The organism is Pseudomonas sp. B40(2017), from assembly GCF_002112855.1.
Lineage (GTDB): Bacteria > Pseudomonadota > Gammaproteobacteria > Pseudomonadales > Pseudomonadaceae > Aquipseudomonas > Aquipseudomonas pharyngis.
The window spans coordinates 249,406-265,011 of the sequence record NZ_NEIT01000006.1; the positions used below are offsets into that span (position 1 = coordinate 249,406).

General features: G+C 62.0%; 13 protein-coding genes and 1 pseudogene. 9 read left to right on the plus strand and 5 right to left on the minus strand.

The features are described from left to right. The first annotated feature begins 12 nt into the window (after positions 1-12). From CAF76_RS18245 to CAF76_RS18260, 4 genes are all read left to right on the plus strand, one after another. A complete protein-coding gene (locus CAF76_RS18245; protein WP_085647992.1) occupies positions 13-3,609 on the plus strand; it encodes a DUF2339 domain-containing protein in 3,597 nt (1,198 codons plus the stop codon). Next, positions 3,606-4,970 (plus strand): DUF3999 domain-containing protein, encoded by a 1,365-nt coding sequence (locus tag CAF76_RS18250; protein WP_085647993.1) that lies wholly within the window; start codon positions 3,606-3,608, stop codon positions 4,968-4,970. The genes CAF76_RS18245 and CAF76_RS18250 overlap by 4 nt, the downstream gene beginning before the upstream one ends. 194 nt (positions 4,971-5,164) lie before the next feature. After that, the gene (locus CAF76_RS18255) at positions 5,165-6,175 is read left to right on the plus strand and encodes a class 1 fructose-bisphosphatase (protein ID WP_007952492.1); all 1,011 of its coding nucleotides are present in this window, start codon (positions 5,165-5,167) and stop codon (positions 6,173-6,175) included. A 3-nt stretch (positions 6,176-6,178) separates the two neighbouring features. After that, a complete protein-coding gene (locus CAF76_RS18260) occupies positions 6,179-6,781 on the plus strand; it encodes a DUF924 family protein (RefSeq protein ID WP_085647994.1) in 603 nt (200 codons plus the stop codon). Between the two features lie 13 nt (positions 6,782-6,794). Here CAF76_RS18260 and CAF76_RS18265 read toward each other — a convergent pair whose 3' ends face one another. The 4 genes and pseudogenes from CAF76_RS18265 to CAF76_RS29085 form a co-directional block, all read right to left on the minus strand. Continuing rightward, a complete protein-coding gene (locus CAF76_RS18265; protein ID WP_039764706.1) occupies positions 6,795-7,127 on the minus strand; it encodes a type II toxin-antitoxin system RelE/ParE family toxin in 333 nt (110 codons plus the stop codon). Continuing rightward, positions 7,124-7,396 (minus strand): type II toxin-antitoxin system Phd/YefM family antitoxin, encoded by a 273-nt coding sequence (locus tag CAF76_RS18270; RefSeq protein WP_039764708.1) that lies wholly within the window; start codon positions 7,394-7,396, stop codon positions 7,124-7,126. Before CAF76_RS18270 ends, CAF76_RS18265 begins: the two co-directional genes overlap by 4 nt. Positions 7,397-7,527: 131 nt before the next feature. Then, a complete protein-coding gene (locus tag CAF76_RS29080) occupies positions 7,528-8,292 on the minus strand; it encodes a methyl-accepting chemotaxis protein (RefSeq protein WP_371857895.1) in 765 nt (254 codons plus the stop codon). Positions 8,293-8,385: 93 nt separating this feature from the next. Further along, a pseudogene (locus CAF76_RS29085) lies at positions 8,386-9,420 on the minus strand (cache domain-containing protein); the annotation flags it as partial. Between the two features lie 282 nt (positions 9,421-9,702). Here CAF76_RS29085 and CAF76_RS18280 point away from each other — a divergent pair. Both CAF76_RS18280 and CAF76_RS18285 read left to right on the plus strand, forming a co-directional pair. Continuing rightward, complete coding sequence (locus CAF76_RS18280; protein ID WP_016772095.1) at positions 9,703-9,957, plus strand: hypothetical protein; 255 nt, start codon at positions 9,703-9,705, stop codon at positions 9,955-9,957. Between the two features lie 31 nt (positions 9,958-9,988). Then, complete coding sequence (locus tag CAF76_RS18285; protein WP_064592853.1) at positions 9,989-10,558, plus strand: lipocalin family protein; 570 nt, start codon at positions 9,989-9,991, stop codon at positions 10,556-10,558. A gap of 48 nt (positions 10,559-10,606) precedes the next feature. Here the strand turns inward: CAF76_RS18285 and CAF76_RS18290 are convergent, their stop codons facing one another. Further along, positions 10,607-11,971 carry a formimidoylglutamate deiminase gene (locus tag CAF76_RS18290; protein WP_085647996.1) on the minus strand — a complete coding sequence of 455 codons (1,365 nt, stop codon included), beginning with the start codon at positions 11,969-11,971 and terminating at the stop codon, positions 10,607-10,609. Positions 11,972-12,116: 145 nt separating this feature from the next. On the opposite strand from CAF76_RS18290, the gene hutC reads away from it, so the two are divergent. The 3 genes from hutC to hutU all read left to right on the plus strand — a co-directional run bounded on the left by hutC (position 12,117) and on the right by hutU (position 15,496). Further along, positions 12,117-12,827: a histidine utilization repressor gene (gene hutC / locus CAF76_RS18295; RefSeq protein ID WP_170844914.1), complete on the plus strand. Its 711-nt coding sequence runs from the start codon at positions 12,117-12,119 to the stop codon at positions 12,825-12,827. After that, positions 12,824-13,393 (plus strand): HutD family protein, encoded by a 570-nt coding sequence (locus CAF76_RS18300; protein WP_007952479.1) that lies wholly within the window; start codon positions 12,824-12,826, stop codon positions 13,391-13,393. Before hutC ends, CAF76_RS18300 begins: the two co-directional genes overlap by 4 nt. Positions 13,394-13,813: 420 nt before the next feature. Beyond that, positions 13,814-15,496, plus strand: coding sequence for a urocanate hydratase (gene hutU, locus CAF76_RS18305; protein WP_085647997.1), 1,683 nt, complete (start codon positions 13,814-13,816; stop codon positions 15,494-15,496). The last annotated feature ends 110 nt before the right edge of the window (positions 15,497-15,606 follow it).

The following is a 15,606-nucleotide window of genomic DNA, read 5'->3' on the forward strand; positions in this document are numbered from 1 at the left end:
GGGATATCGACCATGCAATGGATGTTCATGTTGATCGGGCTGCTGCTCGGCTGGCTGCTCGACGAGTCGTTCAGCGATGCGCTGTTGGGCGCCTTGCTCGGGCTCGCCATCGGCCAGGCGATGCGTATCGCGCGGCTCGGTTCACAGGCTGCCGAGCAACAGCGTCAGCTGGATCACGCGAAGATCGCGTTGCAGGGCGTCGAACAGCGACTGTTTCTGCTGGAGGGCGCTCCGGTGCATTCGTCAGCGCCGCCGAGTGTCGCGCCGGACAACGAAACATTCGTAGAGCCTGTCACGGTAGTTGAACAACCCTCTGCCGCAGAACCCGAGCTGGTCTGGGAACTGCCACCCGAACTCGAACCTGTTGCCGTCGCCGCCGGTGAATCCAGCCAGCCGCTGCCGGTCGATGTCTGGCGTCTGGACGCCGTTACGCCTGAACCTGAACCCCGACAACCCGCCGAGCCCCGTGGCCCGAATCTCATCGAGCGCGGCATCAGCGCTGCGCGCAACTGGCTGTTCGGTGGCAACACCGTGCTGCGGGTCGGCGTGGTGCTGTTGTTCTTCGGTCTGGCGTTCCTGCTGCGCTACGCCACCGAAGGCATGGTGGTGCCGATCGAATTGCGTTACGCCGGAGTTGCAGCAGCAGCGTTGGGCTTGCTGGCGCTGGGCTGGTGGTTGCGCCATCGCAACAACAGCTACGCCTTGATGCTCCAAGGCACGGGGATCGCGGTGCTGTACCTGACGGTGTTTGCGGCGATGCGTCTGCATCCGCTGCTCGATCCGTCTGCCGCGCTGGGCTTGCTGGTGGCGGTGACGGTGTTTTCGGCCATTCTGGCCATCACCCCGGATTCCCTGGCCCTGGCCTGCGTCGCCGCACTGGGCGGTTTCGCCGCGCCGATCCTGACCTCCACCGGGGCCGGCAACCACGTCGCGCTGTTCAGTTATTTCGCGCTGCTCAACGCCGGCATTCTAGCCATCGCCTGGTTCAAGGCCTGGCGCCTGCTTAACCTGATCGGCTTCGTTGGGACCTTCGGCATCGGTTTCGCCTGGGGCTTGCGTTCGTACACGCCGGAACTGCTGTGGAGCACCGAGCCGTTCCTGATGCTGTTCTTCCTGATGTACCTGGCCATCGGCCTGCTGTTCGCCCGACGCAAGTTGCTGGACATGCCGAACGCCCCGGCGGACGACGATCGCGAGGCGCTGCTGCACTGGTCGGCGCGCAAGGGCGATTACGTCGACGGGACGATGCTGTTCGGTCCGCCGCTGGTGGGTTTCGGCCTGCAATTCGCGCTGGTCCAGCATCTGGAATTCGCTGCCGCGTTCAGTGCGCTGGCGCTGGGCATGATCTACATGGCCCTGGCCAAAGTGCTGATGGGCGGTCGGGCGATGTTGCTGGGCGAGACTTGCCTGGCGCTCGGGGTGATTTTCGCCAGCCTGGCGATTCCGCTGGGGCTGGATGCGCGCTGGACGTCCGCGGCCTGGGCGGTGGAGGGCGCGGGGATTTTCTGGCTCGGTTTGCGTCAGCAACGGCCGTTGGCCCGGGCTTTCGCATTGCTGCTGCAACTGGGTTCGGCGCTGGCGTTTCTCAGTCAGTTGCGGGTTGGCGAAAGCAGCCTGCTCGACGCTGCGCCGCTGGGCGCATTGATGCTCGGCGCGGCCTTGTTGTTCAGCTTCTATCAATTGCGCAAGGCGTCGCCGGAGCAAACCTCGCTGTGGGAGCGTCAGGGCTTGCCGGTGCTGGCGTGCCTGGGGCTGACCATCCTGTATTTGCTGGCGCCGCTGTTCTTCTTTATTCAGGGCACGGCGATCAGTTGGGCATTGGCCGGGCTGGCGACCTTGTTCGTCGGCTTGCGCCTGCAATCGCGCACGTTCCTGTTCACCGCGTTTGCCGTGCAACTGCTCGGCGGGGCGTTGTTCCTGTTGCGCCTGCAAGGGGCGGGCGAGGATTCGGCGGCGGTGTTCAGCGCTGGCTGGAGCGGTCTGCTCAGCGCTTCGTTGATCGGTCTGGCGTTGATCGCCGGCATGCTGCTGGCGGCGCGCGACGAGATGGTGCGCAGCGATGTTCGCCTGCTGCGCGGGTTGTCGGTGGTGCTGCTGGCGGGTCTGGTGCTGATCAATCTGGCGGTGTTGTTTGTGCTGCCGTGGCAGACCGCGAGCGCGGTATGGGCGGCCAGTGGCTTGCTGATCATCTGGCTCAGTCTGTATCTCAAGCAGCGCGTGAGTTTTGTCTTCGGTCTGCTGTTGCAACTGATCGGCGGCGCGGCGTTTCTGCTCGCCGGCCCCGAGTTGTTGGGGCCGCTGTCCAGCGAGGGGCTGCGACCGCTGGCCCATGGCGGATTCTGGACGCCGCTGGTGCTGGGTCTGGCGGCGATGATCGGGGCGTGGCGCCTGCAATTGGGCAATCACGCTTCGGCGTTCGATGTGATGAGCCTGCAGCGACTGTCCGACGTGTTGCTGGTGTGGGGCGCCGGTTGGTGGGCGCTGGCGTGGGTCAGCGAAGTGCTGCGGTTTGCGCCGCTGAATCTGCAGGGGCCACTGTTGCTGCTGGTCGCTGCGCTGAGCGCCGCGTTGTGGGCACTGCTGGCCTTGCGCCTGAAATGGCCGTCGCTCGCGTTGCTCTGCACCTTGCTGATTCCGGCGGCCGGGCTGGTGTTGCTGGCCGCGTGGCATTCGCGTTATCACCCGGCGGCGGATTTCGGCTGGCTGGCGTGGGCGGCGGTGTTCGTTGTGCATTTCATCAGCCTGCGACGTCTGGCACCCATGCTGTCGGCGCGGGCCCTGAGCACGGCCCATGTGCTCGGTTGCTGGCTGCTGATCGGCGTGCTGGCGCTGGAGTTGCGCTACGGCCTGCTGCTGTTGTCCGAGCAATACAACGCCTGGCGCTGGCTGGGCTGGGCGATTCTGCCGAGTGTGTATCTGTTGCTGATGGCCGCACCGCGTCAGTGGCCATGGCCGGTGGCAGCGTTCCCTCGTGAATATCGCCTGTACGCGGCGGCGCCGCTGGCGGTGTTGATGCTGGTCTGGTTCTGGCTGGCCAATGGCGTCAGCGATGGCAATGCCGAACCGTTGCCTTATGTGCCGCTGCTCAACCCGCTGGAGTTGGGTCTGCTGTTTGCGCTGTTCGGTGTCTACGTCTGGTCGCGCAGCGCCGTTGCCGAGCTGTCGATCCGCCAGGATTACGCGGCTTACGCGACGCAACTGATTGCTGGCGTTTCCCTGTTCGCGTTCTGCACCGCGCTGGTGACCCGTGCCGCGCACCATTGGGCGGGCATTCCGTTCGAGCTGGATCTGCTGCTCGAATCGATGCTGGTGCAGGCCGGCTTGTCCATCGTCTGGACGCTGATGGCGCTCGGGCTGATGATCGGCGGGCACCTGCGCCATCGCCGCGAAGTGTGGCTGATCGGCGCGGCGCTGATTGCGCTGGTGGTGGCCAAACTGATTTTTGTCGAATTGAGCAACCGTGGCGGACTGGCCCGGATCGTCTCGTTCATCGGCGTCGGCGTGTTGCTGCTGGTGGTGGGCTACTTTGCGCCGCTGCCGCCCAAACGCGTTGAAGCTGCACCGGCGGCGGACCAACCGGCCCCGGAAACCGAAGGAGTGTCGTCTTGAGTCGCAAGCTTAATCTCGGGTGGCTGTTGCTGGGCGTGGCCATGGCGGCCGGCGCCCAGGAAAAACCGGCGGACTTCGCCGCGCAGGTGCCGTTGTCGGTCAGCGGTTCCGGCCCGTGGTATCGCCTCGAACTGCCGCTGAGCGTGCAGTTGCAGGCGCGCCAGACCGATCTCAGCGATCTGCGAGTGTTCAACGCCGCCGGAGAACCGCAGGCCTATGCGCTGGCCCGGGAATCAGCGCAGACCCGCGACGACGGCCAATTGCATGAGGTGAAGTGGTTCCCGCTGTACAACTCGGCGGATGCCACCGAGCGCGCGCCGAGTGTGCGCGTGCAATCCACCACCACCGGTACGCTGGTGGAAGTGCAGCCGTCCAGCCAGCTCGAAGCCGGGGAAGAAGTGCTGCGCGGTTGGCTGCTCGACGCCAGCGCGATCAAGGCGCCGTTGCAGCAACTGATCCTCGACTGGACCAGCGAGCGCGACGGCTTCCAGCGTTTCAGCATCGAGGCCAGCGACGACCTGCAGCACTGGCAAGCCTGGGGCGAAGGTCAGGTGGCGCGCCTGACCTTTGCCGACGAGCGGGTCGAGCAACATGAAGTGGCGCTGCCCGGGCAATCGGCGCGCTATCTGCGTCTGCTGTGGGATTCGCCGGCCTCGGCGCCGGTCCTGACGTCGGCGCAACTGAAAAGCAGTGACCCGCGCAACCTGCCGCTGCCATTGGTCTGGTCGCCGGCACTGGCCGGCAGCAGCGGCAAGGCCGGGGAATACACCTGGCAGTTGCCGATGGGGCTGAACATCGAGCGGGTGCAGGTCGAACTGAAGCAGGCCAACAGCCTGGCGCCAGTGACACTGTCGGGGCGTCGCGAAAGCAGTATGCCGTGGCAACCGTTGAGCAGCGGCTTGCTCTATCGCCTGACCCAGAATGGCCAGGACGTGGTGCAGAACGAATTGCAGCTCTACGGGCAGACCGTGCAGCAGTTGAAACTCATGGTCGACGAACGCGGCGGCGGTCTCGGCGAACAGGCGCCGAGCGTGAAATACGCGGTGCGCGCCACGCAGGTGATCTTCCTCGCGCGCGGCGACGGGCCTTACAGCCTGGCACTGGGCAATCCGACCGTGAAAACGGCGAACCTGCCGCTGACCACGCTGATCCCGGATTTCAAACCGGAGAAACTGGCCACGCTGGGCAAGGCCACGGTGCAGGGTGAAGCGCTGGCGACTCAGACCTCGACGGCCACCACGGCTGCGACCACCGATATCAACTGGAAGAAATTCGGCCTGTGGGCGGTGTTGCTGCTCAGTGTGCTGTTTCTGGCAGCGATGGCCTTCAGTCTGCTGCGCAAGCCGTCGGCCAAGTCGTGAATATAACGGGTGTGACCTCCACACCCGTCGGGTTTGCATCTACGCTGAATCCGGTGCCTGAACTCTCTCGGTTCGATCACGTCTGATAGCAGGAATTGCCCCCGACGCACGTTACCGGCGTCATTGCTCGCTACGGTTTCAGACTCCCTGTAAACTGCGCGGGTTTTTAGCCCCCCATTCCACCGGAGCCGTCCATGTCCCGCGTTACCCTGAGTCGCTATTTGATTGAGCAGACCCGCAGCAACAACACTCCTGCCGATCTGCGTTTCCTGATCGAAGTGGTGGCGCGCGCCTGTAAAGAGATCAGCCACGCCGTGTCCAAAGGCGCCCTGGGCGGTGTTCTGGGCAGCATGGGCACGGAAAACGTGCAAGGCGAAGTGCAGAAGAAGCTCGACGTGCTGTCGAACGAAATCCTGCTCGAAGCCAACGAGTGGGGCGGTCACCTGGCCGGCATGGCGTCCGAAGAAATGGACAATGCCTACCAGATCCCGGGCAAATACCCGAAAGGCGCCTACCTGCTGGTATTCGACCCGCTGGACGGTTCGTCGAACATCGACATCAACGCCCCGGTCGGCACCATCTTCTCCGTGCTGCGTTGCCCGAACGAATACCTGAGCCAGAACGAAGCGCTGGATGAAAAGGCCTTCCTGCAGCCAGGCACTCAGCAGGTTGCCGCCGGTTATGCGATCTACGGCCCGCAAACCATGCTGGTGCTGACCCTGGGCCACGGCGTCAAAGGCTTCACCCTGGACCGCGAAATGGGCAGCTTCGTCCTGACTCACGAAGACATCACCATTCCTGAATCCACCCAGGAATTCGCCATCAACATGTCCAACCAGCGTCACTGGGAAGCTCCGGTACAGCGCTACGTTTCGGAGCTGCTGGCCGGTGAAGAAGGCCCGCTGAAAAAGAACTACAACATGCGTTGGGTCGCGGCGATGGTTGCCGACGTACACCGCATCCTGACCCGTGGCGGTCTGTTCATGTACCCGCGCGACAGCCGCGAGCCGTCCAAACCGGGCAAACTGCGCCTGATGTACGAAGCCAACCCGATGTCGTTCCTGGTGGAACAGGCAGGCGGCGCTTCCACCGACGGTCACCAGCGCATTCTCGATATCAAGCCTGAAGGCCTGCACCAGCGCGTAGCGGTGTTCCTCGGCTCGAAAGAAGAAGTCGCCCGCGCCACGGCGTACCACAAGGAATAAACCATGACCGCGCCCTGGCAGCCGTTGCTCGATTGGTGGTTCGGTCAGTCCGAATCGGCAAAGGATGTAACGGCTGAAAAGGGCAAGTTGTGGTTCGGCAAGAAAGACAGCCAGGACCTCGAAGCGCGTGAGCGTTTCGGGGTTTTTGTCGATCAGGCCCTCGCTGGCGAATTGACCGAGTGGACGCAACATCCCGAAGGTTGGCTGGCGCTGGTGCTGCTGCTCGACCAACTCCCGCGAATGATCTTTCGCGATACGCCCAAGGCTTTTTCCGGCGATCTACGGGCACAGAAACTGGTGGCTCAGGGGATTGCTGCAGACTTCGATCGGCAGTTGAAGCCGATCCAGCGACTCTTCATCTACCTCGTCTTCGAACACTGCGAAAACCTCGCGGTGCAGAATGAAGCGGTCTCGCGATTCATCGAACTGGTGGCTGAACAGCCGGAAGCGGAGCGTGGGGTGTTTGCCGACAATCTGGATTATGCCGAGCGGCATCAGAAGGTGATTGCGCGGTTTGGACGGTTTCCGCATCGCAATGCGGTGTTGGGGCGGGAGTCTACGGTTGAGGAGCTGGAGTTTCTTTCGCAGCCGGGGTCGAGTTTCTGAAGCTGCATCAGACTCACGGATTGCCTTGAAGCAAACGCTTCATCAAGAGTGCAGGCAGGTTTTTTCTCGTATCGGCGATGATATGGATATAGATGGTTTGCTCTCGGACTTCATAAATGATGCGATTCAAGCCAGAGATGACTTGTCGATATTGACCAAGGTTCAGCCTTTCTATTTCTTCGGGAATGGAACCTGAATAGGGTAAGGATGCGAGACTGCGAATAGCGATCTTCAAGCTGGCATAAGTGCTATGCCAGGTTTGAGGTGAGAACTGTTTGATGAGGTAGGTGCGAAGATCTTTGAGATCTGTTTCGGCGGACTGAAGAATAACGACCTTCAAACTCATTGGGGGTCGATCCTGTCCAACTCTGCGAAAACGTCTTCAACGTCCCTGTACTTGCCTTCCTCAATTTCTCGATTTCCCATGGCAAGCAGTTTGAGCAGAGCCATTGTTTCTTCCTGCTCTTCAAAACTTTTGACGTCCATGACTACAAGCTTCGCTTCGCCGTTCTGGGTAATCACCAGCGGCTCACGGCTTTCGCTAATCGTTTTGACGATTTCGGCGGTATGGCTTTTCAGGTAGCTGATGGGTTTGATCTGGGATGAAAGCTTCACGGGCTGCGCCTCGCTGAGTGGACTAGGACTGAGTTTAGTCTTAATTCAGTCCTGAGTCAGTCCGAGGTGACAAGCGTGTCTAGCGTTGTTCCGTCTTCGCGGGTTCAAGCGCGAAGACGGCTTCGAACGACTTAGATTCGGAAGCTGCCAACCAACTGCTTCAATCGCGCAGCCTGCTGCTCCAGATCCGCACAAGCCCGCAAAGTCGCCTGCAAGTTCTCCACACCTTCCTGGTTCAGCGTGTTGATCTCGTTGATATCAACGTTGATCGACTCGACCACCGCCGTCTGCTCTTCCGTCGCGGTCGCCACCGACTGGTTCATGCCGTCGATCTCGCCGATGCGCTGGGTCACGCTGCCCAGGCGTTCGCCGGCCAGGTTGGCGATGCCGACGCTGCTTTCGCTCTCACGCTGGCTCTCGGTCATGATGCCGACCGCCTGACGTGCGCCGACTTGCAGCTCTTCGATCATCTTCTGCACTTGCTGCGCCGAATCCTGGGTGCGGTGCGCCAGGTTGCGGACTTCGTCGGCGACCACGGCGAAACCACGACCGGCCTCACCGGCACGGGCCGCTTCGATCGCGGCGTTGAGCGCCAGCAGGTTGGTCTGCTGGGAGATGCTGGTGATCACTTCCAGAATCTGCCCGATGTTCACGGTGTTGCTGTTCAGGGTTTCGATGTTGCCGCAGGAGTCGCTGATCTTCGCCGACAGTTGCTGCATCGCGTGGATGGTTTTATCCACAACCTGCTGGCCGTCTTCGGCCAGGCTTCGCGCGTCGCTTGAGTGCTGGGAGGCGAGGGCGGCGTTCTGGGCGATTTCCTGGGCGGCGGCGCCGAGCTGGTTAATCGCGGCGGCCACGCTGTTGGTGCGCGAGGCCTGCTGGTCGGAGTTGAACATCGACGAGTTCGACGCCGCGACCACGCGCAGGGCGACTTCGTTGACCTGCCCGGTGGCCGACGACACTTCGCGGATCGAAGTGTGGATGCGCTCGACGAAACGGTTGAACGACAGCCCCAGCGCACCGAATTCATCGTGGCCGTGGATGGTCAGGCGCTTGGTCAGGTCACCTTCGCCTTCGGCGATGTCATGCATGGCGCGGCCCATGGTCAGCAGCGGCTGCATCAGGACGCGGATCAGCATGCCGAGCAGGGCGATGATGATCACCACGGCGATGACCATGGCGATCAGCGCCGAGGTGCGGAATTCGCTGAGCATCGAGAACGCGGTGTCCTTGTCCAGCACCAGCGCCACGTACCAGTCGGCCGACGGCACACCGTTGACGCGGGTGAAGGAGATCAGCTGGGTCTTGCCGTCGAACTCGACTTCTTTCAGACCCGGGCTGACTTTCGGCGCGCCGTTGGGGTAGGCCTCGGCCAGGGTCTTGAGCACCAGCTTGCTGTCCGGGTGGATCAGGATCTTGCCGTCGGCGCTGACGATGAACGCATGGCCGTGGCCGCCGAAGTTCAGCGAGTTGATGATCGCGCTGACGCTGGACAGATCAATGTCGGCACCGGCCACACCAATCATCTGGCCCTGGCGCTGCACCGGGGTGGCGACCGTGATCACCAGCTTGCCCGATGACGCGGCGATGTACGGTTCGGTGACGATGGTCTGTTGCGCAGCGTTGGCTGCCTTGTACCAGCCACGGGCGCGCGGGTCGTAATCCGGCGCGCGGTTGCCGGCCGGGACCGAGAACATCACGCCGTCGGCGCCGCCGAAGTAGCTGAGCTGGAAGTTGCCGGTATAGGCGGGCAGGTCGATGATGCGTTTCAGGCTGGCCGGGGCGTTGCCGTCGGCGACAACCTGTTGCGCCATCGATTGCAGCAACTGGATGCGGCTTTCCAGCCAGGTCTGGATGTTGCTGGTGGTCAGGCTGCCCAGTTCCTGCATCGACGCTTCGGTGCTGCTTTGCAGGGCTTCGCGCTGGCGATAGTCGTTGAAAAAAATGAAACAGGCGAATGCAACGGCCACCACCAGGGCGGCAGCCAACAAGATCTTGTGGCTGAATTTCATGTTTCTGGTCATTAAGTGAGCTACCGCGAAGGGGCTGGTCAAGAAAGGGCGGCAATTTGCCACACTATCGGGCTTTGCGCTGCTCTTATTTCGACCGCGGCGCGCCAAAGATTAGGCGGCTTTTGTGAAAGTCGACGAAATGCTCAATAGCCCCACAAAGTGTCTGATTTACCGACGAATGCCGGACGAGCGGGCGAACAAATAGCCGGTCTGCCAGGGAACCAGACAGGGGTTTTCTCTTCTAAGCTTCTGGTTGGCGCCATGCCATCCCCCTTCCGCTCCAGGAGTTACACCATGTCGCTGCGATCTATCGCCCTGCTGTCGTTTTGCGTGCTGTTGGCCGCATGCAGCAAGGTCAATCAGGAAAACTATTCGAAGCTCTCGGCCGGCATGGCCAAGTCCGAAGTCGAGACGCTGCTTGGCAAGCCCACCGATTGCTCGGGCGCGCTGGGCATGTCCAGTTGCACCTGGGGCGACAAGAACAGCTTTATCAGCGTGCAGTACGCCGGTGACAAAGTGCTGATGTTTTCCGGCCAAGGCCTGAAGTAAACCGGGGCTACGCGCCCACGGGAGAAAAACAATGAAGCGGTTATTGCTTGTCCTTTTGGCCGGCCTGGTATTGGCCGGCTGCGCCACGTCCGGTGAAGATCCGCTGGCGCCGAAGACGGTCAACAGTGTCAATCTCAAGCGTTACCAGGGCACCTGGTACGAGTTGGCCCGGCTGCCGATGTATTTCCAGCGCAATTGCGCGCAATCCGAAGCCCGTTACTCGCTCAAGCCCGACGGCAATATCGCGGTGTACAACCGCTGTCTGACGGCAGACTGGAAGTGGGAAGAGGTCAAAGGTACGGCTTATCCACAGGTGCCGGGCAAGACCGACAAGCTGTGGGTCGAGTTCGATACCTGGTTCTCGCGCCTGATTCCGGGTGTGGCGAAGGGTCAATACTGGGTGCTGTACGTCAGCGATGACTACAAGACCGCGCTCGTGGGCGACCCGAGTCGTCGCTATCTGTGGCTGTTGTCCCGCACGCCGACCGTCAACGGTGTGGTGCGTGAGGAACTGCTGAGCAAGGCGCGCCAGCAGGGTTACGACACCACGCGCCTGATCTGGCGGGCGTCGGATCAGCAGATGGCCAAGACGTCCAACTGACGCGCAACAAAAAACCTGTGGAGGTCGCCCTCCACAGGTTTTTTTATGTCAGCCCAAAAGCTCTCGCAGAACCTGGGTGAAGGCGCGATTGTTGTCCTCTTCCCCGGCATGTCGCCCCTCGCGCACGACCCACTGACCGTTGACCAGCACGTCGCGCACCTGACGATCGCCACCGGCAAACAGCCAGCGATTGAGAATCCCGTCACCGCTGGCCGTGGCCAGGTACGGATCGCTGCCATCGAGCACAATCCAGTCGGCACGCTTGCCGACTTCCAGCGCACCGATCGGCTGGCCCAGCGCCTGAGCGCCACCGTCCAGCGCCGCGTCATACAGCGTACGGCCGACCATCGGCTGATCCGCGCCATACAAGCGATTGCGCCGTTGATCGCGCAGACGCTGGCCGTATTCCAGCCAACGCAATTCCTCTACCACGCTCAACGACACATGGCTGTCGGAGCCGATGCCCATGCGCCCGCCTTGAGCGAGGAAATCCACCGCCGGGAAAATCCCGTCGCCGAGGTTGGCCTCGGTGGTCAGGCACAGGCCGGCGATGGCGCGACTCTTGGCCATCAGTGTCACTTCTTCCGGATTGGCGTGAGTCGCGTGCACCAGGCACCAACGCTGATCGACTTCGGTGTTTTCGTACAGCCATTGCAGCGGGCGACGTCCGCTCCAGCTCAGGCAGTCATCGACTTCCTTCTGCTGCTCGGCGATGTGGATGTGCACCGGGCATTGCTGGTCGCTGGCCGCCAGCACTTCGCTGATCTGCTGCGGCGTGACTGCGCGCAACGAGTGGAAGCACAGGCCCAGCGACTGCGCCTTTTGCTGTGCCAGCAACGGTTGCAGACGCGATTGCAGCTTCAGGTAACTTTCGGTGCTGTTGATGAAGCGGCGCTGGCCTTCGTTCGGGGTCTGGCCGCCGAAACCGCTGTGGCTGTAGAGCACGGGAAGTAACGTCAGACCGATGCCGGCCGAGCTGGCCGCCTGGCTGATGCGCAACGCCAGCTCGGCCGGGTCGGCGTAAGGCTGGCCGTTGTGATCGTGGTGGACGTAATGGAATTCGGCGACCGAGGTGTAACCGGCCTTGAGCATTTCGATGTACAGCTGACGGGCGATCACACCGAGCTGGTCGGGGCTGATTTTTCCGACGAGCCGATACATCAGATCGCGCCAGGTCCAGAAGCTGTCGTTGGGATTGCCGGCCACTTCCGCCAGTCCCGCCATCGCTCGCTGGAACGCGTGGGAGTGCAGATTCGGCATCCCCGGCAACAGCGGACCGCTCAGCCGTTCGGCGCCGTCTGCAGTGGAATCGGCCTGGATTCGGGTCAACACGCCATCGGCGCTGACCTCGAGACGTACATTGTTGGCCCATCCGTTAGGCAGCAGCGCGCGTTCGGCAAAGAAGGCGGACATGGTTCAGCACCCCATCGTGTGTTATTTGTATATACATATACAGACGTTTGCCTGCCCGGTAAACTCCGGCAAGCTAGCCACTTTCACCAATGAACAGGGATCCACCGTGCCGACTCCGCCTCCAGTCTCCCCGTTGGCCGCGAACATGGGCGACAGTCCGGCGCCCTTGTACGCCCGTGTCAAACAGATGATCACCCAGCAGATCGACAGCGGTAACTGGCCGCCGCATTACCGCGTGCCGTCGGAAAGCGAGCTGGTCAGCCAGTTGGGCTTCAGCCGCATGACCATCAACCGCGCACTGCGGGAAATGACCGCCGACGGTCTGCTGGTGCGCATGCAAGGCGTCGGCACTTTCGTTGCTGAACCGAAGAGCCAGTCCGCGCTGTTCGAAGTGCACAACATCGCCGACGAAATCGCCTCCCGTGGCCATCGCCACACCTGCCAGGTGATCACCCTGGAAGAGGAGGCCGCCGGTTCCGAGCGCGCGCTGGCGCTGGACATGCGCGAAGGGCAGAAGGTCTTTCACTCGCTGATCGTGCACTACGAAAACGATATTCCTGTGCAAATCGAAGACCGCTTCGTCAATGCGTTGGTCGCCCCGGAATACCTCAAGCAGGACTTCACCCTGCAGACGCCTTACGCCTATCTGAACCAGGTCGCGCCGCTGACCGAAGGTGAGCACGTGGTCGAAGCGATCCTTGCCGAAGCGTCCGAATGCAAATTGCTGCAGATCGAAAAAGGCGAGCCTTGCCTGCTGATCCGCCGCCGCACGTGGTCGGGTCGTCAGCCGGTGACGGCGGCGCGCCTGATTCACCCCGGTTCTCGTCATCGTCTGGAAGGTCGGTTTCATAAATGAAAGAGTTGAAGGTATTACGCGCCGAAGGCTACCCGCGCATGCCGTGGAAAAACGGCGGCGGCAGCACCGAGGAAATCACCCGTGACGCCGGCGCCGGCCTCGACGGTTTTGGCTGGCGTCTGTCGATTGCCGACATCGCCGAATCCGGCGGCTTTTCGACCTTCGCCGGTTACCAGCGGGTCATCACGGTATTGCAGGGCGACGGCATGACCCTGTGTGTCGACGGCGACGATACCCGGCCGTTGTTACCCCTCGACCCGTTTGCCTTCAGCGGCGAAAGCCAGGTGTCCTGCACCTTGCTCGGCGGCGCGATCCGCGACTTCAACCTGATCTACTCGCCCCAGCGTTACAGCGCACGCCTGCAATGGCTGGACGGCGAGCAGCGGTTTTTCAGTTCGGCGAGCACCGTGCTGGTCTTCAGCGTCAGCGAACTGCTGGAGGTCACGGTCGGTGACAGCGCCTCGCAACTCGGCCGCCATGACTGCCTGCAACTGGACGGTAACACCGGGCTGACCGAGATCGCCGTGAATGCCGGTTGCTGCGTGATCGAACTGTCCCCGCGCTGATCCTTCACACGTTCTTCGTGGGAAACGATCAAAAACCGCTGCTTTGAAAGCAGCGGTTTTTTTTCGTCCCGACGTTCCCGAAATGCGCACCAACTTGTTACCGAACGCCCCAGCGTGGCGCAGAACCACGTTTCCGTAACAACCTCTCGCCACCCTCTATCCACCCCGCGAAAAATTTCATGGACGCCAGAGCCCTTGATTCAGGCGCTCTGCAGCCCTGTTCGGAATTTTTATTGAACAGCCCTCCAACAAGTTGGCCGCTCGATTGCATATGCTTGTATGTACAAGTAAAGACGTATGCGTATGAGTCGATCGAGACTCTCCGCAGCGTCCACTGATTCGCTTGTCGCGCACTGAGGCGCACAGGCTGCTTGCCCACTGCCAGGGTTGGTTTGAATTGATCGCTGAGGAGTCTTTTTCGTGACTGACAATAAGCCTACTAAGTTTCGTGATGTTGAGATCCGTGCCGCCCGCGGCAACAAGCTGACCGCCAAGAGCTGGCTGACCGAAGCGCCGCTGCGCATGCTGATGAACAACCTCGACCCGGAAGTCGCCGAGAACCCGAAAGAGCTGGTGGTCTACGGTGGCATCGGTCGCGCTGCGCGTAACTGGGAGTGCTACGACAAGATCGTCGAGAGCCTGACCAACCTCAACGAAGACGAAACCCTGCTGGTGCAATCGGGCAAGCCGGTCGGCGTGTTCAAGACCCACAGCAACGCCCCGCGCGTACTGATCGCCAACTCCAACCTGGTGCCGCACTGGGCGACCTGGGAACACTTCAACGAACTCGACGCCAAAGGCCTGGCCATGTACGGCCAGATGACCGCCGGCAGCTGGATCTACATCGGCAGCCAGGGCATCGTCCAGGGCACCTACGAAACCTTCGTTGAAGCCGGTCGCCAGCACTACAACGACAACCTCACCGGCAAGTGGGTACTGACCGCCGGCCTCGGCGGCATGGGCGGCGCCCAGCCACTGGCCGCGACCCTCGCCGGTGCCTGCTCGCTGAACATCGAATGCCAGCAGATCAGCATCGATTTCCGCCTGAAAACCCGCTACGTCGACGAGCAGGCCAAAGACCTCGACGACGCGCTGGCCCGCATCGCCAAATACACCTCCGAAGGCAAGGCGGTTTCCATCGCCCTGTGCGGCAACGCCGCTGAAATCCTCCCGGAACTGGTCAAGCGCGGCGTGCGCCCGGACATGGTCACCGACCAGACCAGCGCCCACGACCCGCTCAACGGTTACCTGCCGGCCGGCTGGACCTGGGACGAATACCGCGCCCGCGCCAAGACCGAGCCGGCCGCTGTGGTCAAGGCCGCCAAGCAATCGATGGCCGTCCACGTCAAAGCCATGCTCGACTTCCAGAAGATGGGCGTGCCGACCTTCGACTACGGCAACAACATCCGTCAGATGGCTCAGGAAGAAGGCGTCGAAAACGCATTCGATTTCCCAGGCTTCGTACCGGCCTACATCCGTCCGCTGTTCTGCCGTGGCATCGGCCCGTTCCGCTGGGCGGCGCTGTCGGGTGATCCGCAGGACATCTACAAGACCGACGCCAAGGTCAAAGAGCTGATCCCGGACGACGCGCACCTGCACAACTGGCTGGACATGGCCCGCGAGCGCATCAGCTTCCAGGGTCTGCCGGCGCGTATCTGCTGGGTCGGCCTTGGCCTGCGCGCCAAGCTCGGTCTGGCGTTCAACGAAATGGTGCGCAGCGGCGAGCTGTCGGCGCCGATCGTGATCGGTCGCGACCACCTCGACTCCGGCTCGGTCTCCAGTCCGAACCGTGAAACCGAGTCGATGCAGGATGGCTCCGATGCCGTCTCCGACTGGCCGCTGCTCAACGCGCTGCTGAACACCGCGAGCGGTGCGACCTGGGTGTCCCTGCACCACGGCGGCGGCGTCGGCATGGGCTTCTCCCAGCACTCGGGCATGGTGATTGTCTGCGACGGTACTGACGAAGCGGCCGAGCGTATCGCTCGCGTGCTGCACAACGACCCGGGCACCGGGGTCATGCGTCACGCCGATGCCGGTTACCAGATCGCCATCGACTGCGCCAAGGAACAAGGGCTGAACCTGCCGATGATTACCGGCAAGTAATGCTTGCCCTGTAGGAGCGAGCCTGCTCGCGATAGCGGTTTGTCAGTCAACGAAAATGTTGCATGAACCGCCCTCATCGCGAGCAGGCTCACTCCCACAGGTACCAAAAC

Bases quoted from the DNA above. Each gene is read 5' to 3' on its own strand.
- CAF76_RS18245 (WP_085647992.1), top strand. From the start codon at position 13: ATGCAATGGATGTTCATGTTGATCGGGCTGCTGCTCGGCTGGCTGCTC.
- CAF76_RS18255 (WP_007952492.1), top strand. From the start codon at position 5,165: ATGTCCCGCGTTACCCTGAGTCGCTATTTGATTGAGCAGACCCGCAGC.
- CAF76_RS18260 (WP_085647994.1), top strand. From the start codon at position 6,179: ATGACCGCGCCCTGGCAGCCGTTGCTCGATTGGTGGTTCGGTCAGTCC.
- CAF76_RS18265 (WP_039764706.1), bottom strand. From the start codon at position 7,127: ATGAGTTTGAAGGTCGTTATTCTTCAGTCCGCCGAAACAGATCTCAAA.
- CAF76_RS29080 (WP_371857895.1), bottom strand. From the start codon at position 8,292: ATGTTCAACTCCGACCAGCAGGCCTCGCGCACCAACAGCGTGGCCGCC.
- CAF76_RS18280 (WP_016772095.1), top strand. From the start codon at position 9,703: ATGTCGCTGCGATCTATCGCCCTGCTGTCGTTTTGCGTGCTGTTGGCC.
- CAF76_RS18285 (WP_064592853.1), top strand. From the start codon at position 9,989: ATGAAGCGGTTATTGCTTGTCCTTTTGGCCGGCCTGGTATTGGCCGGC.
- CAF76_RS18290 (WP_085647996.1), bottom strand. From the start codon at position 11,971: ATGTCCGCCTTCTTTGCCGAACGCGCGCTGCTGCCTAACGGATGGGCC.
- hutC (WP_170844914.1), top strand. From the start codon at position 12,117: ATGGGCGACAGTCCGGCGCCCTTGTACGCCCGTGTCAAACAGATGATC.
- CAF76_RS18300 (WP_007952479.1), top strand. From the start codon at position 12,824: ATGAAAGAGTTGAAGGTATTACGCGCCGAAGGCTACCCGCGCATGCCG.